Origin of the sequence: Thalassospira sp. (assembly GCF_040218635.1) — a bacterium.
GTDB lineage: Bacteria > Pseudomonadota > Alphaproteobacteria > Rhodospirillales > Thalassospiraceae > Thalassospira.
In genome coordinates this window covers 482,653-502,795 of sequence record NZ_JAVJRB010000009.1, presented here as the reverse complement: position 1 = coordinate 502,795, position 20,143 = coordinate 482,653, and the positions used below count along the sequence as shown (strand labels likewise).

Annotated in this window: 21 protein-coding genes and 1 pseudogene; 19 read left to right on the top strand and 3 right to left on the bottom strand. The window is 50.6% G+C overall.

The window, feature by feature from the left end; genetic code table 11:
* Positions 1 to 411: 411 nt before the first annotated feature.
* Both RIC05_RS10080 and RIC05_RS10075 read left to right on the top strand, forming a co-directional pair.
* Positions 412 to 780, top strand: a complete 369-nt coding sequence (locus RIC05_RS10080; protein ID WP_350046956.1) for a helix-turn-helix domain-containing protein — start codon at positions 412 to 414, stop codon at positions 778 to 780.
* A gap of 2 nt (positions 781 to 782) precedes the next feature.
* Entirely contained in the window at positions 783 to 1,478 is a 696-nt protein-coding gene (locus RIC05_RS10075; RefSeq protein ID WP_350046955.1) for an SOS response-associated peptidase, read from the top strand.
* Positions 1,479 to 1,635: 157 nt separating this feature from the next.
* On the opposite strand, the gene RIC05_RS10070 is transcribed toward RIC05_RS10075, so the two are convergent.
* Complete coding sequence (locus tag RIC05_RS10070; RefSeq protein WP_350046954.1) at positions 1,636 to 1,779, bottom strand: hypothetical protein; 144 nt, start codon at positions 1,777 to 1,779, stop codon at positions 1,636 to 1,638.
* A 319-nt stretch (positions 1,780 to 2,098) separates the two neighbouring features.
* Here RIC05_RS10070 and RIC05_RS10065 point away from each other — a divergent pair, with 319 nt between their 5' ends.
* From RIC05_RS10065 to RIC05_RS10050, 4 genes and pseudogenes are all read left to right on the top strand, one after another.
* A complete protein-coding gene (locus RIC05_RS10065) occupies positions 2,099 to 3,289 on the top strand; it encodes a sedoheptulose 7-phosphate cyclase (protein WP_350046953.1) in 1,191 nt (396 codons plus the stop codon).
* A complete protein-coding gene (locus tag RIC05_RS10060) occupies positions 3,282 to 3,683 on the top strand; it encodes a GlcG/HbpS family heme-binding protein (RefSeq protein WP_350046952.1) in 402 nt (133 codons plus the stop codon). The genes RIC05_RS10065 and RIC05_RS10060 overlap by 8 nt, the downstream gene beginning before the upstream one ends.
* Before the next feature lie 15 nt (positions 3,684 to 3,698).
* On the top strand, positions 3,699 to 4,451 hold the full coding sequence (locus RIC05_RS10055) for an SDR family NAD(P)-dependent oxidoreductase (protein ID WP_350046951.1): 753 nt from the start codon (positions 3,699 to 3,701) through the stop codon (positions 4,449 to 4,451).
* 14 nt (positions 4,452 to 4,465) lie between these two features.
* Positions 4,466 to 4,882 (top strand): annotated as a pseudogene (locus RIC05_RS10050) (EamA family transporter); the annotation flags it as partial.
* A gap of 348 nt (positions 4,883 to 5,230) precedes the next feature.
* Here the strand turns inward: RIC05_RS10050 and RIC05_RS10045 are convergent.
* The gene (locus RIC05_RS10045; RefSeq protein ID WP_350046950.1) at positions 5,231 to 6,235 is read right to left on the bottom strand and encodes a LysR substrate-binding domain-containing protein; all 1,005 of its coding nucleotides are present in this window, start codon (positions 6,233 to 6,235) and stop codon (positions 5,231 to 5,233) included.
* Between the two features lie 29 nt (positions 6,236 to 6,264).
* Between RIC05_RS10045 and RIC05_RS10040 the strand changes: the two genes are divergently transcribed.
* The 5 genes from RIC05_RS10040 (at position 6,265) to RIC05_RS10020 (ending at position 9,780) form a co-directional block, all read left to right on the top strand.
* Positions 6,265 to 7,158 (top strand): ROK family protein, encoded by an 894-nt coding sequence (locus RIC05_RS10040; RefSeq protein ID WP_350046949.1) that lies wholly within the window; start codon positions 6,265 to 6,267, stop codon positions 7,156 to 7,158.
* Positions 7,155 to 8,111 carry a carbohydrate kinase family protein gene (locus tag RIC05_RS10035; protein WP_350046948.1) on the top strand — a complete coding sequence of 319 codons (957 nt, stop codon included), beginning with the start codon at positions 7,155 to 7,157 and terminating at the stop codon, positions 8,109 to 8,111. Before RIC05_RS10040 ends, RIC05_RS10035 begins: the two co-directional genes overlap by 4 nt.
* 29 nt (positions 8,112 to 8,140) lie before the next feature.
* On the top strand, positions 8,141 to 8,737 hold the full coding sequence (locus RIC05_RS10030; RefSeq protein WP_350046947.1) for a tyrosine phosphatase family protein: 597 nt from the start codon (positions 8,141 to 8,143) through the stop codon (positions 8,735 to 8,737).
* A gap of 76 nt (positions 8,738 to 8,813) precedes the next feature.
* A complete protein-coding gene (locus RIC05_RS10025; RefSeq protein WP_350046946.1) occupies positions 8,814 to 9,398 on the top strand; it encodes a hypothetical protein in 585 nt (194 codons plus the stop codon).
* Positions 9,399 to 9,408: 10 nt separating this feature from the next.
* Positions 9,409 to 9,780 carry a hypothetical protein gene (locus RIC05_RS10020; RefSeq protein WP_350046945.1) on the top strand — a complete coding sequence of 124 codons (372 nt, stop codon included), beginning with the start codon at positions 9,409 to 9,411 and terminating at the stop codon, positions 9,778 to 9,780.
* A 497-nt stretch (positions 9,781 to 10,277) separates the two neighbouring features.
* On the opposite strand, the gene RIC05_RS10015 is transcribed toward RIC05_RS10020, so the two are convergent.
* Positions 10,278 to 10,742 carry a hypothetical protein gene (locus tag RIC05_RS10015; RefSeq protein WP_350046944.1) on the bottom strand — a complete coding sequence of 155 codons (465 nt, stop codon included), beginning with the start codon at positions 10,740 to 10,742 and terminating at the stop codon, positions 10,278 to 10,280.
* A gap of 182 nt (positions 10,743 to 10,924) precedes the next feature.
* Between RIC05_RS10015 and RIC05_RS10010 the strand changes: the two genes are divergently transcribed.
* The 8 genes from RIC05_RS10010 to RIC05_RS09975 are packed head-to-tail and all read left to right on the top strand — an operon-like array spanning position 10,925 to position 20,080.
* Positions 10,925 to 11,305, top strand: coding sequence for a hypothetical protein (locus tag RIC05_RS10010; protein ID WP_350044014.1), 381 nt, complete (start codon positions 10,925 to 10,927; stop codon positions 11,303 to 11,305).
* 3 nt (positions 11,306 to 11,308) lie between these two features.
* Positions 11,309 to 13,576 (top strand): 4Fe-4S binding protein, encoded by a 2,268-nt coding sequence (locus RIC05_RS10005; RefSeq protein WP_350046943.1) that lies wholly within the window; start codon positions 11,309 to 11,311, stop codon positions 13,574 to 13,576.
* A complete protein-coding gene (gene nosZ, locus RIC05_RS10000; RefSeq protein ID WP_350059755.1) occupies positions 13,576 to 15,522 on the top strand; it encodes a TAT-dependent nitrous-oxide reductase in 1,947 nt (648 codons plus the stop codon). The genes RIC05_RS10005 and nosZ overlap by 1 nt, the downstream gene beginning before the upstream one ends.
* 6 nt (positions 15,523 to 15,528) lie before the next feature.
* Complete coding sequence (locus RIC05_RS09995) at positions 15,529 to 16,866, top strand: nitrous oxide reductase family maturation protein NosD (protein ID WP_350046941.1); 1,338 nt, start codon at positions 15,529 to 15,531, stop codon at positions 16,864 to 16,866.
* Complete coding sequence (locus RIC05_RS09990) at positions 16,838 to 17,728, top strand: ABC transporter ATP-binding protein (protein WP_350046940.1); 891 nt, start codon at positions 16,838 to 16,840, stop codon at positions 17,726 to 17,728. Before RIC05_RS09995 ends, RIC05_RS09990 begins: the two co-directional genes overlap by 29 nt.
* On the top strand, positions 17,725 to 18,546 hold the full coding sequence (locus tag RIC05_RS09985; protein ID WP_350044009.1) for an ABC transporter permease: 822 nt from the start codon (positions 17,725 to 17,727) through the stop codon (positions 18,544 to 18,546). The genes RIC05_RS09990 and RIC05_RS09985 overlap by 4 nt, the downstream gene beginning before the upstream one ends.
* Positions 18,543 to 19,145 (top strand): nitrous oxide reductase accessory protein NosL, encoded by a 603-nt coding sequence (locus RIC05_RS09980; protein WP_350046939.1) that lies wholly within the window; start codon positions 18,543 to 18,545, stop codon positions 19,143 to 19,145. The genes RIC05_RS09985 and RIC05_RS09980 overlap by 4 nt, the downstream gene beginning before the upstream one ends.
* A gap of 8 nt (positions 19,146 to 19,153) precedes the next feature.
* Positions 19,154 to 20,080 (top strand): FAD:protein FMN transferase, encoded by a 927-nt coding sequence (locus tag RIC05_RS09975; RefSeq protein ID WP_350046938.1) that lies wholly within the window; start codon positions 19,154 to 19,156, stop codon positions 20,078 to 20,080.
* Positions 20,081 to 20,143 lie beyond the last annotated feature (63 nt).

The window sequence follows — 20,143 nt, the reverse complement described above, 5'->3', positions numbered from 1 at the left end:
AAAATTTCACAATTCATGCGAAGAGCTCAAAATGAGTGAGAATGTTTCAAAGTTATTGAGAATCAGCTTATTGGATATTGTATACGTTATTTTTATTTCTTTACCCTAGTCAATCCTGATGCAATTTCACAAATGCTTCTCGCCCAATCTAGTCAGTACAGCCTAGGCCACTGACAAGAAACGTCCGCAATTGATCGCTCTTCAAGACCATGTCTGCCCAAACGTTGTGTCGTGGAGTGGGAAAATGTCTGCCCTGTCGCTTACGTATTGAAGATTCTTTGTTTATCTCGCTTACGCTATTCTCTGGCTCTAAATGTTGATTGGTCTTAGTCATTTGAATGAGATCAAGGTGCGTGTAAAACATAATGCAGAAGGCTTATGTTGGCACACGTTAACGCAGGAAGTCAGACCATGTCTGAACTGGACTACCAGATCGCTTCTACCCATCAGATTCATCAAGATATTGCTGAACGCTTGAATCAATATCGAATTCATCTGGAGTTCACCCAGCAGAAGCTTGCTGATGAGGCCGGTATTTCAGTGCCGACGCTCAGTCGCCTCCTCAATGGCAAAGGTGCAACGCTTGACACATTTCTGCGTGTCCTCCGGGCCATGAGGTTGACGGAGGCCATGGCTGCTTACATCCCGGAACCCCGCAACAGTCCCTTGGCGCCACGACGGGCCAAGCCGATTGCGGACCGTCAGCGTGTCCGGGCTAAAAGCAAAGTGCCGGTTTGGAAGGGCTTTGATGATACGGGCCCAGTATTCGATGATGATTGATCATGTGCGGACGCTATAGCCATATCCTGACTTGGTCAGAAATTCATACCCTCTCCGGCCTGCTCTTTCCAACGCCCGAGGAAGAGCCGACGCGAAATTACAACGTTGCCCCAACCCAGTTTTGTCCAATTGTTGTCAGTGACGGGAGCCATATTTGGGGTGAACGGGCAACTTGGGGGCTTATACCTTTCTGGTGGTCCAAGGACCTGAGTGAAAAGAAGTTCACCACCTTCAATGCCAAAGCCGAGGAAATCACCCAAAAGTCGACTTACAAAGTTCCGGTGCGTCGGCATCGTGCACTGGTTCCGGCCAACTGTTTTTATGAATGGCGTAAAAGTGACAAGCAGCCTTTCGCAATTGGCATCAGGGGAGAGGGCGCGTCTGGGTTTTCACCTTTCTTCATGGCGGGCATATGGACCCATTGGGCCGGTCATTTGAACGCGGCCCCCTTTGAGGCCTATAGCTTTTCAATACTAACAAGGGCTGCTGGTGACGAGATGGCGTTGATACATCCGCGTGAACCGGCGATTTTACTCAAGGAAGAGATTGAGGCATGGTTGAAAGTGCCTTTGGATCAAATTTTGCCGCAAATCCTGCAACCGTTGCCATCTCAATTGCGGCATTATTTTCCGATTGAAAAACGGGTTGGGAAAGTGTCGAACAATGACCCTGACCTGTGGCGCCCCCTCTGCGATTGAGTAGGTAATTTAACATAGCGAAATTGATTCGTTAAACTTCGAAAATCCACTTAAAGGATCAAAATTGATCCGTTAATGTTTGGAGAGGATTGACTAAAAAACGACTGCCCGGCAAAGCGCCAGGCAGTCTTTGTTTGCTCGATGTCACAACCTTGTATCAGGACGCCTTTTTCGCTTCTTTCTGCTCTTGCAGTGTTTCAAGAGCCGGTTTGAGATAGCAGGAAACATAGAAGCACCGCTCTGAGAGTGCTTTTTGGAGTGCGGCTTCCAAGAGCAATTCAAGTTCGGATTTGTGTTTCATCGACTTTCCTCCTTGGAGTGATTGGGCTGGTTGCCCAATTTAGGAAAGCATGAGTTGCGGGAAAACTCGGGTTTGCGCTTTGACAATTCTTTGTCGATGTCGCTCGAACCTGCGCTGTTTGAGAGAGATGATCGGTTTCTTTCCAATTATAAAAAGTTCTGAATGCCTATATTTTTCAGCTTTTTATTCCAAGGCAGTGGTCGATAAAGAAATTTCAGATTTAGAAACAAAACTGCATAATTCGTGAAATCTATTCGCGCGACACTTTCGCTATTCCTCTCTATTCCATGTGAAACATTCATTTCAGGGAGGAGCTAAAGTGGAAAAGTTCATTGGAATCGCAACAGAAAATAAGGTCGTTATACCGCAATTAACTGAGACCGAAGATAGTTGGCGTATTTCATCAACTCTTGACGTGACATACAACGTAAAGATTCATGACAATTTTTTTGAATCAAGTGACCTCGAGTTTCTTCTAAATAAAGAAAAATCCTCTGAAGTTACTCAGTTTATAGTAATTGACGAAAACGTTGATCAATTACACGGAGAACGCATCCGATTGGCTTTTGAAAAAGCCAACATCCCGTTCAAGGTTTTCTGCATGAAGGTCTCAGAGGATTTGAAGCTTCTGGATGGTGCTCTACAAATCGTCGATCAACTGGAAAGTAACGGCGTCTTGCGTCGCAGTAATCCTTTCATCGCAATTGGCGGAGGTGTACTGCTCGACATTGCAGGTTTCGCAGCAAGCCTCTATCGCCGTGGTGTTCCTTATATTCGAATTCCAACCAATCTGATGGCGTTAATTGACGCAAGCTTGGGCGTAAAGACGGCCGTCAATTACGCAGGACGTCGCAATCGACTGGGGACCTATCATCCACCGGCCGAAGCGATTCTTGATAGGAGCTTCCTCACCACGGTTGATGACCGAGATATCTCCAATGGCCTCGGGGAAGTCTTGAAATTGGCTGTGATCAAAGATGCACACCTGTTCAATCTTCTTGAGAACCACGGTCAAACGTTGTGTGAAACCAAGCTTCAAGATGACGTCTGCGCACAAGAGGTCATCTACCGCTCAGTGCATGGGATGCTTGAGGAACTGGCTCCGAACCTATGGGAAACCGAGCTAGAGCGGTGTGTCGATTTTGGGCACAGCTTCAGTCCTTTGGTTGAAATGCGCGCCCTACCTGAGCTTTTGCACGGTGAAGCCGTCGCACTGGACGTCGTTCTTAGCTGCTACCTAGCAGCTCATCGGGGTTTGATTTCTGTTGATGAACTCAACCGGGTCCGGAATACAGCCCAGAATCTCGGTTTAGCACTGTGGCATACAGGTTTTGATGACTTCGAAACCGTTTGGGAGTCACTTCAAGATGCGACACGTCACAGAGACGGAAAACAAAGGTTACCGTTGCCCTCGGGTCTTGGTGACTATTGCTTCGTCAATGATGTTACGCAGGCAGAACTGAAGCGAGCACTCACTGCAATGAAGCAGGCAGGAGCGCAGAATGTCTGAGGGAATGAAGGCAGTGTTTGCGCATAGACTGCTTACTGAATGCCTGAGAATAGCTCGGAATCAGGACCATTCAGTTGCTGTGGCGATCGTTGATGACGGTGGCAATCTCATGGCCTTTCAGCGTCACGAAAATGCGTTTCTCGCAGCAACGGACGTCTCAATCGCGAAAGCAAAGACGGCTCATGCGTTTCAGCGATCAACTGCTGAGATGCAACAAACTCTCGAAGAAGGCAAGTTTTCATATTTGAGTTTGCCATCTGCAGTGCCGTTGGCAGGTGGCATGCCTATCGTGGTCAACTCCCGATGCATCGGCGGATTGGGAATCTGCGGAGCCCCATCTGCAGTTGATCAGGAAATAGCGATAACCGCCCTCTCCACAGTGGTTTCCAATTGAGCTTGGTAGGCAGGAATGTTCACGAATAAATCTGTTCTGATAACGGGTGCAGGATCAGGCATTGGCCGGGCTGTTGCACTCTCATTTGCCCAAGCAGGGGCGGATACGATCCTCACAGGTCGTCGAGAGGCGACCTGTGAGGAAACTGCCGATCTGATCAGGGAAGCAACCGGTAAACACCCTCTCGTCGTTGCATGTGACGTCAGTCGGGAAGAAGACGTCAGTCATCTTTTTTCACGACTAGATGCCCAGTTTGGCGCTTTGGACATCGCATTTTTTAATGCTGGGATTGGTGCTGCTGGACGAATCTCTGAGCAGGAGCTTGGGGACTTTCAAACAGTCTTCAAAGTGAATTGCATCGGGTTATGGCTCTGCATGAAGCACTGTCTCAAACGAATGGAACAACAGGGTTCTGGCGTCATTGTCAATAACCTCTCTGTGCATTCAATGCGGACAATTTTCGAGGGAACTGCAGCATACACTGCGTCAAAGCATGCAGCTCTTGCGCTCACAAAGTCTGCCGCCCTTGAATCTGCAGCTTACGGCGTTCGCGTAAACGGGGTCGCTCCTGGACCCATTATGACTGAGATGCTTGTGCAATCAGCTGACACGGTCGGCGGTGTTGAAGGATGGGCCAGCCGCATTCCGCAAGGACGTGTAGGTCAACCCGAAGAAATCGCTGCTGCAGTGCAGTGGCTGGCCAGTGACGCGGCTTCTTTCGTCAATGGCGCAATTTTGAATGTCGATGGCGGCTTCCTCGCTGCGTAAGGAAAAAACGAGTTATGATTTGGATTGGCCTTGGGCTATTCGCCGGGTTGCTGCTGGGCACCTATGACTTCTTCACGAAGTTCGCATTACGTGAAAAAAGCGTTCTGGAAGTGGTTTTTCTGTCATCGATAATTGGGTCGATCCTCTGGATACCCTTCTTTTTTGTTCCGGATGGGCTCGTAGCGGTATTGGACCCGATAGGTCTGTACCCGAAGCATTTCAGCTGGCTTGAACAGCTGGCCGTTCTTCCGAAATCACTTCTAATGGTAGGAACCTGGATACTGTCCTACTACTCCGTGAAGTCATTGCCGTTGTCTATTTCGGCGGGTGTGCGTGCTTCTGGGCCGATTTGGACAGCTTTCGGTGCGGTCTTACTTCTTGGAGAGGTGCTCACTGCAACCCAGTGGCTGGGTATCTTCGTTGCGACTTGTGCTTACTACTACTTTTCTTTGATCGGCAAGAAGGAGGGCATCTCCTTTCACGGCAACGTTTGGGTGCTATGCATGTTGGCTGCGACAGTTATGTCGTCGGCAAATGCCCTCTACGATAAACACATAATTGTCAATATGGGACTGGATCTGGCATCGGTCCAAGCTTACTCGGCGGTACAGCGTGCATTGATCGCGCTTGCATTACTTCCTTGGATTTTCCGCGGGCTGGAAGTCCGTAGCCTCATTGCACGTAATTGGGCCATTCCGGCAATTGCTGTCACATATGTTTTGGCTGAGTTCATTTACTTGTGGTCGGTCAACTCAGAGGGCGCGATGATCTCCGTGATCTCAATTCTGCGGCGTACCAACCTGATCATGGTTTTTGGATTGAGTGCCGTATTTCTGCGAGAGAATTTCATCGAACGTAAGATTCTTGCCATCGCTGGTGTGCTGGTCGGCATCATTCTCGTGATTTTGCGTTAATCCATGCAGCCAATCAAACACAGCTCTCAAATGAGTTCTTTGCAAGTTCGACTTCGAGCTGATGATCCAATAGGCGGATTCAGAAGGAAGGCTGGTGAGAGAAAGTCTCACCAAACTTCCATTCGAAATCAGGTCGCGGACAAGCGATCCACGTACCAAAGCGATGCCTTCGCAACACATAGCGGCGTCAATCATCAAAGCGGTGTCGGTAAATGTCAGTCTGTGCGACTTGTCAGGTATGGCAAAGCCGTGAAGATCCAGCCAGGGCGTCCAAGGTTGACGCTTGTGCTCAATCAGCGTGGCCGTCCTGATGACGTCTGCGAGGTTGCTGACATTGAGCGAGTCAAGATAGGTGCGGTTCGCGACCGGAAACCATTCGTCGTCCATCAGTTTTTCGTAAACGAAGTCGTCATTGGGCATCCTCCCGAACCGCACCGAGATGTCCGCCTCTCCCTTCTCGATATTGGCAAGTCGGGTTGTAGAGTTGATTTCCAGCAAAATGTCCGGCCGCGCTTTCTGAAATTTGACAAGCCGTGGCAGCAACCAAAAGCGCGCAAAGGATGGGAGGATACTCAACTTGACCTTCTCCCTGTGTGTCCGGATAGCGCGGACCGCACTGTCAATACAGGACAGCCCGTCAGTGATCTGATCGAGGAAGCGAACTCCCTCCAGAGTCAATTCCACCGATCGCGTGTGTCGCTCAAAGAGCACAACGCCCAGAAATTTCTCAAGCTCGCGGATGCGATGACTGATGGCACTCTGCGACACACACAATTCTTCGGCAGCAGCGCCAAAGCGCTGGTGCCGCGCAACCGCTTCGAATGCGACCAAGAATTGTATTGGCGGAATTCTATTAAATTTTTGTGACATTTTGGTCTTATAAACCTGAGAACCCAGCGATGTATATGATTGGAATTGATCTAGGCGGAACAAAAATTGAAGCGGTTCTGTTCGACCAAAGCTTCCGCGAACTAGATCGCGTGCGTTTTGAAACGCGCCAACAGGACGGGTACCGCGCTATATTGCAGAGAATTGCTGGGGTATGCGAGCAGCTGACATCTGGCAGGACACTGGGGCAGTACTCAATTGGAATTGGAACACCAGGATCAATCGCCAGAGATAGTGGTGTGGTGCGCTACTCCAACATTCAATGTGTGAATGGCGAACGTTTGGATCGCGATATCAGCACCTTGCTCAACCGCCCAGTAGTCATAGAAAACGATGCAAACTGCTTCACACTGGCCGAGGCTCGTCTAGGTGCCGGAGAAGCGCACAAGTCAGTTTTCGGAATGGTTCTGGGCACCGGATGTGGTGGCGGTCTCGTGATCAACAATCAGTTGATTCAAGGAGCCAATGGGATTGCCGGCGAATGGGGACATTCCGTTTTTGATCCTGCGGGACCGACTTGCTATTGCGGACGTCAAGGGTGTGTTGAGCGTTACCTGAGTGGAAATGCCCTGGAAGGGCAGTATCAGGAGATAAAAGGTCACCACCTATCTCTTGCTGATATCGTCACGGCTTCTGGCAGTGGTGACGAGATAGCACGTGGGGTCATGTCCCGGTTCGTAGATGTTTTCGCGCGTGCCACGGCAAACCTGATCTCCGTCCTGGACCCTGATGTGATTGTCTTGGGCGGGGGATTATCGAAAATCTCCACCGTTTACGAGCAGGCAATTCCGAGGGTTGCAAGTTGCATCATGAATGCATCCGTTCGAACGAAAATTGTTTCCAATGTGCTGGGCGCGGAGGCCGGCGTGATCGGGGCTGCTATGCTGGGAGCGGACACGAAATGAGGTTGAACTCGTTATGTAAACCAGCGTCAGCTCTAACGATCGGTGGCGCGACGATTGATGTTATTTTGCCCGTTGTCGACAGCAACATCGCCCTTGCAGGAAAGCATGATGTGCCGTTCATAAACTTTGCCGCTGGCGGCGGCGCGGTCAATGCTGCAACGGTTCTCAACAAGCTTGGTCGAAATGTTTCTGCGTACTGCGCAATTGGAGATGACCCAGAGGGTGAACTGCTCTGTGCGAGACTTACGCAAGTAGGCATCTCGCTCGATAAGGTCGAAATTATCGAGAACGCAAAGACAGGACGCGCAGTGATTTCTGTCCAGAAAGATGGCGATGTGGCAATTTTTGCTGATCGAGGAGCAAACCTGTCGCTTGATGGAAAAGCTCTGACAAAACAAGTTCATACAGACCTTCTCTATATCAGCTCAGTACCCGATTTAGCGTTGGAGAGTATCTTCGACTTTATTTGTCATATAGCGCCCGAAGATATGTCTGTGGCCTGGAACCCGGGCTCTGGTCAAATTCGTAGTGGTGGCTCAGTGTTTACCAAACTTCTCGAATGCACCGATATCTTGCTGATGAATGCTGAAGAAGCAGCAACAGTGCTGAATCTGCAAAGAGGTCAAATGGTAACCTCGTCGGCGAAAGAATCATGTTTAGAGCTCATGCGAGGATCAAAGGCGCATGTTTGCATTACAGATGGTGCCAATGGAGTCTGGATTGGAAAGAATGGTGAGATCTTTCATCAATCCGCGTTCTCAGGCCGTGTCGCAAGTGCTGTTGGAGCTGGCGATACATTCGGCGCTACCTTTGCTCATTTCATTACCAATGGCGTCGAACCGCGACAGGCGGCCCGCTGGGCTGTCCATAATGCGCATGCAAGTTTGGCCGGATATGACGCTGTATCTCAGTCACTGTCAGAGAAGACATTGGCCAATCGAGTGGCGTCGTAAGTGTATTGGATGAGTTAGGAGTTTTGCACATGCCTTTGAAACCTGTCAGACGATCTGTGTGCGGATTGGAAGAGCTTGAATCCTATAGGGAGAGCTCAGTAACCCATGTTCTTTCGCTTTTGGATCCCGGACGTGACGTCGGAAATTCACTGTCTAAATTTGCCTTAACTGAGCACAAGGTGATCCACTTTCATGACATCATTGAAGCTTGCCCGGATTACGTTTTACCGCAACCAGAGCACATCTCTGAGATTTTGACATTCGGTCAGACTCCTTTGGACAGTGCGAATGATGATTTGGGAAACCATGTCTTGGTGCATTGCTTCATGGGGGTATCAAGATCAACTGCTGCAATGATCACTCTTATGGCGCAATCTCATCCTGAATGGTCGGCGGATGAGCTTTTTGCTGAGTTGCGTACCATGCGCCCACGAGCTTGGCCGAACTCATTGATTATTGCTTATGCCGATGAACTTCTTGAGCGCCAAGGGACACTAAACACGGCTCTTAGGCGGCATTATCATTTGCAACTGGAAAAATATCCGGAGCTTGGTCCGTGGATGGTTGATTTAGGTCGTCAGCGAGAAGTTCATTTGGCAAGTCAGCAACATGGAATACGAAACTGAAGAATTCGAAGTCCAGTGAACAGGACAAGAGGTAAATATTTTGTCTGGAACCATCTAAATAATAAGGAACGAAAGTGTGACTCTAGAAATTTCAACCGCAGAACTGGAAATCAACGGGGAGCCAACTGGACGCAGATTTGCAGACTTCGTAAATTGGTTCTATGACTGCATTGATACACCCGTTTTACGTGGCACCGTTCTTGAATTCCTTTTGGTCGACTATCTGATCAAAAATGCGGCCTTGATAGCTGGGGATCGAATGTCTTTTCACACAGGATTTCCAGTACAATCTCAAAAGTCTCTTGAGAAAAGCTTACGCAAATATTACGCAACACAACCCCATGGTGATGTGTTTGATGTTCAGTTGCATTGGGGCATCACGGTCGAAATTAAAACTACTTCGAGTACGGACTGGTCCATCGCGAAAACTTCCAGCTGGGATATCTGGATCGATGAAAACCTCAAGGACGTGAGCAAAGGATTTCAGGCTCAATATTATGTTCTTGCAAAACTCGATGGCGATGGGGTGAAGAAAAATTTAACCTCAGTTGACTTTGGTAACCTGGATTTTTATGTGCTGAGTGGTCGAGAGCTCGACCAGAGAGCAAACGGGAACAGCATTGGCTTGAACCGCTTTTTGGATGGACTAACCCCCCTGTAATATTTCAAACTTGGCTGCAGAAACAGGTAGGATTGTTAATGCCGAGTTGGAAAGAATTCGAGCGAAGTTTTGCCCTGATCGGATTCGTTTGAGCTATCAGCAAGAAGGTTGCATTCCAATTGCGCGTCACACATCCGACGGCATTCAATGTGCATGGTATAAGATGCCAACTGACCGTGAAGCGATCGAAGAGGTCACGAAGGCTTTGGGGAATAATGCGGCTCTTAAACAAAAGAGAGACCTTTATGGTCAGTTATGGGAAAAGCGCGAAGAGATATCATGGCCGTGGGTTGATACGTACGACCCTAGCCCCAGAGACTGGGCTGTTGCAGGGCTTCTCTATCTTGATCATCGCGATCAGAAACAGCTTGAGACCGAATAAGGGATAAACCGAAGAAGAGCCGACCATGTTGATGGTATAATCAATGCTTCTGACTGCAATCCCTGTTCAGATAAGTGTGTATTGGTAGCGCCTGCTATTTCCAAAAGTCGAAGCATGCCTGATAGGGTTATTAGGCTTAACATGGCCTGGGTTTGGCACAGTCTTCAAAGATAAATCTGACCCTATGAAAGAGCCGAAGTTCGCCGATAATTGGCGGACTTCGGTCGATGTTTGCGGGGAGGCTTATAGCCAAATGTTACCGACAGCCCAGAGTGTTGATAGTGGTGCGGTCCGGTGTACTATCAAGGGACGTTTCACGTGCCGGTAGGATGGTACTTTCTCGCGATCCGCTACCGGTTCATGCCAAGCCTACCCGTGAAGTAATAGCGGAAAGTTTCGGGTCGTTTCATTACCTCGAACATTTTGGCTGACAATGTGCTTGTGGAGTTTCGAGACCATCATTTTTTGACTAACAGGCCGATTAAACAGGCGTGTTTTCAGAGAAAGTTAATGTCTAGTGGTGTCACGGGGATCAACGCTGACGAGCTTGATACATGGCTTTGGCCGCTATGTGGCCACACCTCCAGAAAGCGCTTCACAGTAAAAAGGTCGCCCTGAGTTCCGTTCAGCATGAGCATCAGTGGAGATTGTCCTGTGAACACGAAGCCCTCATGCGGCCCTGTCAACCAAGTCACCGCCGCGCCTGGTTCTGGGAACAAGGTGGTGAGCAGTTTATGTGTCAGGTGCCACAAAAGGTGACATTCGACTTCGTTCGAAATCAATGACTTAGAATTACCGGTTGCCAGATAAGTTGGCATGGATTGCCACATAAGCTGACAAAAATCTGCAGGATTGACAGAGAAGATGTCATTTTTCTCAAAGTGCTTTTCCACAGAAGAGATTTGTGGATTTAGTACAGCAGATACGTTTGCAGGCTGGGCCTTGAACCTGCTCTCATTCACATTTCGCTTGCTGGTTGATCGTCCCTCAATGAAACGAGTTCATTACTTGTCACGCTTGGTTCAGCAACGACTTGAACCAATCTCAATATCCACAGGTTCTCTGCAATCGATTTACGGGCCGGCTCCTTCACACTTGACCACTATCAAGAATCAAGAACCCACAAGGGAATATGAGAAGCATTATGGAAAAAATGCTTCGCACATTTCTGTCTCTTCTTATAGCACTGTCTCTGACGGGAACAGCCGCTGGTCAGTCTTTTGCTCAGGCGGCGAAGCACTTTGTAGGCTCTGACCTTATTGCTATTACAATCTGTAGCGGTGATCAGACCTCCAAAACAATTTTGATCGACCAGAACGGAAACAAAGTTCCCGAACCTGTCGAATGCGATTGCCCGAATTGCGCGCATTGCCTGACCGGGTCTGTATTCAAACTTCCCGACACTCTTTGCGCAACCGAACTCGACCGCACAGTCATCCTGAAGATCATTCCCCTGTCATTCGACCGCACAGGTGCATCCCGCGTTGCACCTGCGACGGCGCGCGCGCCTCCGCACAAGGTTTGAATCATGAATACGCCACCTCTCCCACTTCATCCTCAGACGGCCCCCCACCTGCGCCGACCGATCTCCAACCTGTTGTGGCTTCTGGTTCTGGTAGTTGTTTTTATTCTTTCTGCGATGCTGTGCGTTTCCCCCGCAAATGCACAAACCAAACCTGTACTGGCACAGTTCATTGACAAGGTCCCCGCCGCATCATTGGTTGAGGGTGCGGATGGATATGGCCCCATTCAAAAAGACGCCCCCGTCGCCCCAGTTCTTAAGAACGGTGGCCAGATCGGTTGGGCTTTTATCACTTCTGATTTTGTCGGCACCACCGGGTATTCCGGGAAACCGATCCATGTGATGGTCGCTGTCGACCAAGATGCAAGGATCATCGGTGTCAAACTGGTCAAGCATTCCGAACCAATTGTTCTGATCGGCATCCCAGAAGCGCGTATCGCTGCATTGACCGAGGGATATGTCGGTTTTGATCTGGTTGCAGCAACAAAAGATGCTGACCATGACCTGAATATTATTTCCGGTGCAACCGTTACCATTATGGTCATAGATGACTCGATCCTGCGCTCGGGCATCAAGGTTGCACGCTCGCTCGGACTGGGTGGGTTGAGCGTCCCGGAAACTTCAAACGTACCACAGTTTGAAATCAAAACAGACGCAACGGCCCCAAAAGACTGGTTCACCCTGGTTGGTAACGGCACGCTGCGTCGTATGTCGCTTGATGTTGGTCAGATTAACGACGCCTTTGCTGCGATGGACGACCCAAGAGCACTTGAGCGACCGATTGAAGATCTGACCAAAGAAACCTTCATCGACATGTATGTAACACTTGTCAGCATTCCAGCAATTGGCAAGGCAACACTCGGCGAGCGAGGTTACAACAATCTGAAAGCTTGGCTCAAGGATGGTGAAGAAGCGATTCTTGTAACCGCCCGAGGACAATATTCATTCAAGGGATCGGGATATGTCCGTGGAGGATTGTTTGATCGCATCCAGCTTATCCAAAACGATATGTCGGTCCGTTTCCGTGACCGTAATCATCGCCGTGTCGGTGACATCATGGCTGAGGGCGCGCCTGCACTCACCGAGATGGATCTGTTCAAGATCCCCGCAGAAAGCAGCTTTGATCCGACCCTGCCGTGGCGTATCGAGCTCCTTGTTCATCGTGATATCGGTGCGATTGAACGTCTCTACACCACTTTTGATATCGGCTGGCAGCCGCCCGCCAACTACCTTAGCAAGATAGCTCCGCCTGCGCCTGTGGCAGATGCATCAACGGGTGCTGAATTCGCAAATGACGAACAGGCTGCCAAAACCGCCCTTTGGCGCAGGATCTGGGGCGACAAAGCTGTCGAGATTATTGTGCTCAGCATCATGCTGGTTGTCCTGACCGCTGCGTTCTTCTTCCAGGGGCTGCTGACACGCTCGGCCAAGTTTACTTTCTGGTTCCGGATCTGCTTCCTGACAGTAACACTTGTGTTTCTGGGTTGGTATGCCAACGCGCAGCTTTCGGTCGTCAACCTGATGGCGCTCACAAATTCGCTGGTCACCGACTTCACATGGGAAGCCTTCCTGCTGGATCCGCTGACCTTTATTTTGTGGTTCTCGGTTGCGGCATCCCTGATTTTCTGGGGACGCGGGGCGTATTGCGGCTGGTTGTGCCCATTCGGTGCGCTTCAGGAACTGACCAACCGGATTGCCAAGTTCTTCCATGTTCCGCAATGGACCGTGCCTTGGGGCCTGCATGAACGGCTATGGGCGTTGAAATACATCATTTTCCTTGGCCTTTTCGGCACCATGCTGGCGTCCCTTGATCAGGCAGAAAAACTTGCCGAGGTCGAACCTTTCAAGACCGCCATCATCCTTAAATTTGATAGGGCATGGCCGTTTGTTCTTTATGTCCTTGTGCTTCTTGGTGCCGGACTTTTCGTCGAGCGTTTCTATTGCCGCTATCTGTGCCCGCTGGGTGCGGCACTGGCAATCCCGGCACGCATCCGAATGTTTGACTGGCTCAAACGCTACAAGGAATGCGGCAGTCCCTGCCAGAACTGCGCACATGAATGCATGGTTCAGGCCATTCACCCAACAGGAGAAATCAACCCGAACGAGTGTCACAACTGCCTTCACTGTCAGGTGCTGTATCAAAGCGAAAAAATATGTCCGGTCGTGATCAAGAAACTCAAGCGGCAGGAAAGCCTCTTGGCGAGCATGGAAGGCGCACAAAAAGCGCTGAACCGGGCCCAGACGACAAAGCAAAATCCCAAGGAGAAATCATGATGTCTGACAACACACCCAAATCCGGAATTTCCCGGCGTGATCTTTTCGGCGTTGCCGCAGGTGGTGCTGCTTTTGCCGGTGCGGCAGGTGCTGCACGACTGGCAATGGTCGGCGGAGCCACTGGTGCGGCAACAGCCCTCTCGGTAGGAAGTGCCCATGCTTCAGCCGGATCCGAAGCAAGCCTCGCACCAGGGCAGCTTGATGAATATTACGGCTTCTGGTCTTCAGGACAAACCGGTGAAATGCGCATTCTGGGCATCCCCTCCATGCGTGAGCTGATGCGGGTACCTGTTTTCAATCGCTGCTCTGCAACCGGTTGGGGGCAAACGAATGAAAGCCTGAACATTCTAACCGAGAACATGCTGCCCAAAACCAAGGATTTTCTCGCCGCAAACGGCAAGAAAATTCATGATAACGGCGACTTGCACCATGTCCATATGTCCTTCACCGAGGGCAAATATGACGGGCGCTTCCTGTTCATGAATGACAAGGCAAATACACGTGTTGCGCGTGTGCGTTGTGATGTCATGAAAACCGACAAAATTCTGGAAATCCCGAACGCCAAGGCCATTCACGGCCTGCGCCCGCAAAAATGGCCACGCACCAATTATGTCTTTGCCAATGGCGAAGACGAAACGCCGATGGTCAATGACGGCAAGGTGCTTGATGATCCGTCACAATATGTGAACTTCTATACGGCAATCGACGCTGATGAAATGCAGGTTGCCTGGCAGGTTATGGTATCGGGAAATCTTGATAACACCGATGCCGATTACGAAGGAAAATATGCCTTTTCGACCAGCTACAACTCGGAAATGGGTATGAACCTTGCGGAAATGACCGCATCCGAACTTGATCATGTGGTGGTGTTCAACATCAAGGAGATCGAGAAAGGCATCGCTGCTGGTGATTTTATCGAACTGAACGGCGTCAAAGTCATCGACGGCCGCAAAGGCAAGAACAAAAACTATACCCGTTATATTCCAGTTCCCAACAGTCCACATGGCTGTAACATGGCACCGGACAAGAAACATCTTTGCATTGCGGGCAAACTATCCCCGACCGTTTCGGTGATTGATGTTACCAAGCTTGATGCCGTGTTCTATGATGGGGCAGAACCGCGTTCTGTCGTTGTCGCGGAGCCGGAACTGGGTCTTGGTCCGCTACATACCGCCTTTGATGGCAAGGGCAATGCTTTGACGACCTTGTTCCTCGACAGCCAGGTGGTCAAATGGAACATTGAGAAAGCTGTGCGCGCCTATGCCGGTGAACAGGTTGATCCGATCATCAAAAAGGTCGATGTCCACTATCAACCGGGTCACAACTCCACCTCCATGGGCGAGACACTCGAAGCAGATGGAAAATGGTTCATTTCGATGAACAAGTTCTCCAAGGACCGCTTCCTGAATGTCGGGCCGCTCAAGCCCGAGAACGAACAGCTGTTTTCGATGCAGGGCGACGACCTTGTCCTGATGCATGATGGCCCGACATTTGCCGAGCCTCATGACTCGATCATTGTTCACCGTTCCGTGGTCAATCCGCTAAGCGTCTGGGACCGTCAGGACCCGATGTGGGCCAAAACCCGTGAACAGGCCGAAGCCGATGGTGTCGATATTGATGACTGGACTGAAACTGTCATCCGTGATGGCAACAAAGTCCGTGTCTATATGAGTTCGTCGGCCCCGACATTCACCCTTGAATCCTTCACGGTCCAGGAAGGTGACGAAGTAACCGTCATCATCACCAACATGGACGATATTGATGATCTGACCCACGGCTTTACCATGGGCGATCATGGTGTGGCATTCGAAGTCGGCCCACAGGCAACTGCGTCGGCAACCTTTGTCGCGTCCAAGCCGGGTGTTTACTGGTACTACTGCCAGTGGTTCTGTCATGCGCTGCACATGGAAATGCGCGGACGCATGTTTGTTGAACCAAGGAGCTAACCTGTGATGTTGCGCTCCTTCGTGATGTGTTTGGTGCTTATTGTCCTGCCGCTACAGGTTTTTGCGGCGGTTCGATCTGTGCCGTCAACCGAAGGAGCGCTAACATCGGCCATCGTCGATGCACGCCCGGGGGATGTGTTGTTGCTTGACCCCGGCCCCCATCAGGGACCGGTAACCCTCGACAAATCCATCACGATTGATGGTCAGGGCAAGGCAAAACTTCACGGAGACAAAACCGGAAGTGTTATTTCGGTAACCGGCAAGGATATCACCATTCGCGGCCTTGAAATTGCCAGGTCAGGTTCGTCACATGAAACAATCGATTCTGGCATTCAACTGCATCGCACGGCGGCCCGTATTCTGATCGAGGACAATCATATCCTCGGCAATCTTTACGGGGTCGATATTCACGGTGCCAGAAATGTCACTGTTCGGGCCAATACAATCATTGGCCGACTTGACCATCGCATAAATTCGCGTGGCAATGGCATATATGTCTGGAACGCTCCGGGAACACTGGTTGAAAACAACAATATCCGGTTTGGCCGCGATGGTATTTTCGTCAATACATCCAATCGCGGGGTGTTTCGCGGCAATCTGATCCGCGATCTGAGATTTGCCGTGCATTACATGTACGCACATGATTCCGAAATCTCGGAAAATGTATCCATCGGCAATCATCTTGGTTTTGCGTTGATGTATTCAAACCGCATCACGGTGCGCGACAACATGTCACTTGCCGATCGCGATCAGGGGTTGATGTTGAACTATACCAACAAATCCGATCTGGTCGGAAATCTGGTAAGCGGAACCGGCGGGAAATGCCTGTTCATTTATAACGCCCATCGCAATCTGATTGGTGACAACCGTTTTGAGGGATGCGGGATCGGCATTCATTTTACCGCCGGTTCCGAAAGAAATGCCATGGTTGGCAATGCCTTCATCGCCAATCAGACTCAGGTCAAATATGTCGGAACCCGTGATGTGGAATGGAGTTTCGATGGCCGCGGGAATTTCTGGTCAGATCATCCGGTATTCGATCTTGATGGCAATGGCATTGCCGACAGCCGTTTCCGGCCAAATGATCTTGTGGATCATATTTTATGGTCACAACCTGCGGCTGGAATGCTTTTAGGGTCCCCTGCGGTTCAACTGATCCGTTGGAGCCAGGCCCATTTTCCCGCCACGTTACCGGGCGGGGTTATCGACAGCTTTCCGTTGATGAAACCAATCGACATTCCGATTCCTGAAAAAATCATCCCTCTTGAAAAGGCTGCTCGCGCCAATCCTGTCTGGCTGCGTGAAAGGACTGAAAATGTGTCTGACCCTCTCGCAAGTCACTAAACACTATGATGATCATACTGTTCTTGATGCGGTCAGCTTTAATGTTGCTGCAGGTGAACGTGTTGCATTGCTGGGCCACAACGGTGCAGGCAAGTCAACATTAATGAAAATCATCCTTGGTCTCATTCCGGCGGATGCGGGAAATATCTCGGTGCTTGGTGCCGAACCCGGCAGTCATGCGGCACGCACCCAAACAGCCTATCTGCCAGAGAATGCATCCTTCCATCCTTCACTGACCGGGAGTGAACAGCTTGGCTACTATCTTCGACTGCGGGGGGAGGATGCCAAACAGGCAGCAGTGCTTCTTGATCGGGTCGGGCTGGGCCCGGCGGCAAACCGTCGGATTGGAACATATTCCAAAGGGATGCGCCAACGTGTCGGATTGGCGCAGGCATTGATTGGCAAGCCGAAGCTCCTGATCCTTGATGAACCCACCAGCGGGCTCGATCCGGTTTCCCGACGGGAATTCTATATCATTCTTGATGAACTTGCTGCAAAGGGAACAGCAATTCTTCTGTCTTCTCATGCTCTTACAGAAGTTGAAGCCAGAACCGATCGGATTGTCATTTTGTCATCCGGCGTAATGGTGGCAAACGATACTTTGGCAAATCTGCGTCGACGGGCTTCACTGCCCATCCGGCTTCAGGTTTCCACACAAGACGGCAAGGCCGACGAGGTCGCCCGGAAACTTTCAGGGGAACGCAGCAACGGCGTGATGGTCGATCTGGTTTGTAATTCCGAAGAAAAACTCGCGCGTCTTGGTGATATTTCAGCTCTTGGGCCATTGGTTGATGATGTTGATGTCATTCAGCCAAGTCTGGAAGACATTTACAGCCATTTCAGTAAAAGGGGGAACGTATGAATCGGATTTTGGCGTCGGCACGAACCGAATTCATCATTGCCCTTCGAAACCGGTGGGTCACGATTTCGGTTGTTATGATGGTGCTGTTCTCGCTTGTGTTATCTGCGGCGGGTAGCGCCCCGACCGGCGTCCTTGGTGCTGATAGGTTGTCGGTTACAGTCGCCAGTCTGACGTCGCTTGCGGTGTATCTTGTCCCATTGGTCGCGCTTTTGATGTCTTTTGATGCCATCGCGGGCGAGGTCGAACGGGGCACCTTGTCGCTTGTTCTGACCTATCCCGTGGCCCGTGGTGAACTGGTTCTTGGCAAATTTGTCGCTCATCTTACGATATTGGCCATTGCCGTTGCCGCCGGTTACGGTGTTGCCGCCATCGCTGCCATTGTAACCGACCCGAATGCATCGGTGGGCTTTCCGGCACTGATCCGTTTGTTCTGGTCGTCTCTGCTTCTCGGGGCGACTTTCCTTGGGATTGGTTATGGCATATCGGCTATGGCACGAAGGCCCGGTGCAGCAGCGGGATTGGTGATTGGGCTATGGCTTGTTCTGATCGTTCTGTATGACCTTGGTTTGCTGGCGGCCATTGTTGCGGATGATGGCGGAAACTTTACAACGCAATATTTCCCCTGGCTGTTGCTGGGTAATCCGGCTGATGCCTTTCGTATTTATAACCTTGCGGTATCGGATGCCACCGCCGCGGCAGCCGGTTTGACAGGCGCTGCCAACAGCATTCCGGCCGTACATGCCCTGATATCCATTCTGGTTTGGCCGGTTGTTGCCTCGACAATTGCCTGGCTGACTTTCAGGAGGGTGACGCCATGAAAGCTGGTTTGAACCCGTTATCAATCCTATTCGCTGCGGGCTGTCTGATGGTCCTTGCTGGTTGTCAGAAACAGGTAGAGAAGAACATGCCGTCACCGGTCGCCATGACCGAGGAAGCTGTCGGGCATTTCTGCCAAATGAACATACTGGAGCACCCTGGTCCCAAGGCACAAATTCATCTGGAAGGTTTGCCATATCCCCTGTTTTTCAGTCAGGTTCGCGACGGCATCGCCTATGAACGCCTGCCCGAACAAAACTATAATATCAGCGCAATCTACGTCAGCGACATGTCTACGGCCATTAGCTGGGATGATGTCGGTTATGAAAACTGGATACCGGCAGCCACCGCATATTATGTCGTCGCCTCCGACAAGACCGGGGGCATGGGGGCATCGGAACTTGTCCCCTTCTCCGATCAGGACGATGCCAAGAAATTTGCCACCCGCCATGGCGGTCAGGTAATGCGCCTTGATGACATTTCTGACGCACTGGTTTTAAACAGCGCCCCTATTGCGCCATCTGCCAAAACGCGCGAAACCGCTGCGGCCCCAGATAGTGACGATTATCGTGCGCGTCTGGAAAAACTTCGCAAAGATTGAGGTCCACCATGCCCGAATTTTCACGCCGCCGCTTTCTGACGATCTTTGCTGCGGCAGGTACATTTTCAACTGTACCCTTTGCATCACAAGCTCAGCATCCGGTCCGCACATGGAAAGGCATTGCAATGGGCTCAGCCGCCTCGATCAGCCTGTCGCACCCCAATGCGGACGAAGTACTTTCACGTGCAACCCGTGAACTGGAACGACTGGAAAATATCTTTAGTCTCTATCGGAAAGATTCCACTCTCGCACAGTTGAACCGAAATGGTGTGATTGACGCGCCACCTTTCGAATTTCTGGAATGTCTGGGAGTGTGCGGCACCATAAATCGGGCAAGTGGAGGACTTTTTGATCCAACGGTTCAATCGCTTTGGGACCTATATGCGCAAAATTATTCACAAGGGCGGCCCCCCAAGGATGCATTGATCCGCGAAACACTCTCACGGACAGGCTGGGACAAAGTTGTCATCAACCAGAGCAGGGTAAGCTATAAAAAACCGAACATGGCAATGACCCTTAATGGGATAGCCCAAGGCTACGTTGCTGACCGCATAGCCATGATGCTTCGACATAACGGATTGAACAACGTCCTGATCAATACCGGGGAATTCGCAGCAATCGGCGGTCATCCCGATGGCCAGGACTGGCATATTTCGATTGATACCGGTTTAGGTATCCGAAAAGAAAAGGTCTTTTTGCGTGACGATGCTTTGGCCACATCATCGCCAAACGGCACATTCTTTGATCAGGCGGGCCTTGTCGGACACATTCTGGACCCGCGCACAGGACGCCCTGCACCCGCACGCCGTGAGACCGTTAGTGTTACCGCACCAAAGGCTGCAGTTGCAGACGGGTTAAGCACCGCCATATGCCTGATGAACAAGACCAAAGCTGAAAAACTGCTTGAACAGTTCCAAGGCGCAAAAATGGTCTGACTTTGGCAAGCGAACCCGATACGTTTTTATAGCGATTACTGACAGGATTATGCGTCCTCTGTA

Coding starts and splice junctions, on each gene's coding strand:
- RIC05_RS10060 (WP_350046952.1), top strand. CDS start 3,282: ATGTCTGAGGGAATGAAGGCAGTGTTTGCGCATAGACTGCTTACTGAA.
- RIC05_RS10070 (WP_350046954.1), bottom strand. CDS start 1,779: ATGAAACACAAATCCGAACTTGAATTGCTCTTGGAAGCCGCACTCCAA.
- RIC05_RS09975 (WP_350046938.1), top strand. CDS start 19,154: ATGCCCGAATTTTCACGCCGCCGCTTTCTGACGATCTTTGCTGCGGCA.
- RIC05_RS10005 (WP_350046943.1), top strand. CDS start 11,309: ATGAATACGCCACCTCTCCCACTTCATCCTCAGACGGCCCCCCACCTG.
- RIC05_RS09980 (WP_350046939.1), top strand. CDS start 18,543: ATGAAAGCTGGTTTGAACCCGTTATCAATCCTATTCGCTGCGGGCTGT.
- RIC05_RS09985 (WP_350044009.1), top strand. CDS start 17,725: ATGAATCGGATTTTGGCGTCGGCACGAACCGAATTCATCATTGCCCTT.
- RIC05_RS10035 (WP_350046948.1), top strand. CDS start 7,155: ATGAGGTTGAACTCGTTATGTAAACCAGCGTCAGCTCTAACGATCGGT.
- nosZ (WP_350059755.1), top strand. CDS start 13,576: ATGTCTGACAACACACCCAAATCCGGAATTTCCCGGCGTGATCTTTTC.
- RIC05_RS10010 (WP_350044014.1), top strand. CDS start 10,925: ATGGAAAAAATGCTTCGCACATTTCTGTCTCTTCTTATAGCACTGTCT.
- RIC05_RS10080 (WP_350046956.1), top strand. CDS start 412: ATGTCTGAACTGGACTACCAGATCGCTTCTACCCATCAGATTCATCAA.
- RIC05_RS10040 (WP_350046949.1), top strand. CDS start 6,265: ATGTATATGATTGGAATTGATCTAGGCGGAACAAAAATTGAAGCGGTT.
- RIC05_RS10030 (WP_350046947.1), top strand. CDS start 8,141: ATGCCTTTGAAACCTGTCAGACGATCTGTGTGCGGATTGGAAGAGCTT.
- RIC05_RS10045 (WP_350046950.1), bottom strand. CDS start 6,235: ATGTCACAAAAATTTAATAGAATTCCGCCAATACAATTCTTGGTCGCA.
- RIC05_RS10055 (WP_350046951.1), top strand. CDS start 3,699: ATGTTCACGAATAAATCTGTTCTGATAACGGGTGCAGGATCAGGCATT.
- RIC05_RS09995 (WP_350046941.1), top strand. CDS start 15,529: ATGTTGCGCTCCTTCGTGATGTGTTTGGTGCTTATTGTCCTGCCGCTA.
- RIC05_RS10075 (WP_350046955.1), top strand. CDS start 783: ATGTGCGGACGCTATAGCCATATCCTGACTTGGTCAGAAATTCATACC.
- RIC05_RS09990 (WP_350046940.1), top strand. CDS start 16,838: ATGTGTCTGACCCTCTCGCAAGTCACTAAACACTATGATGATCATACT.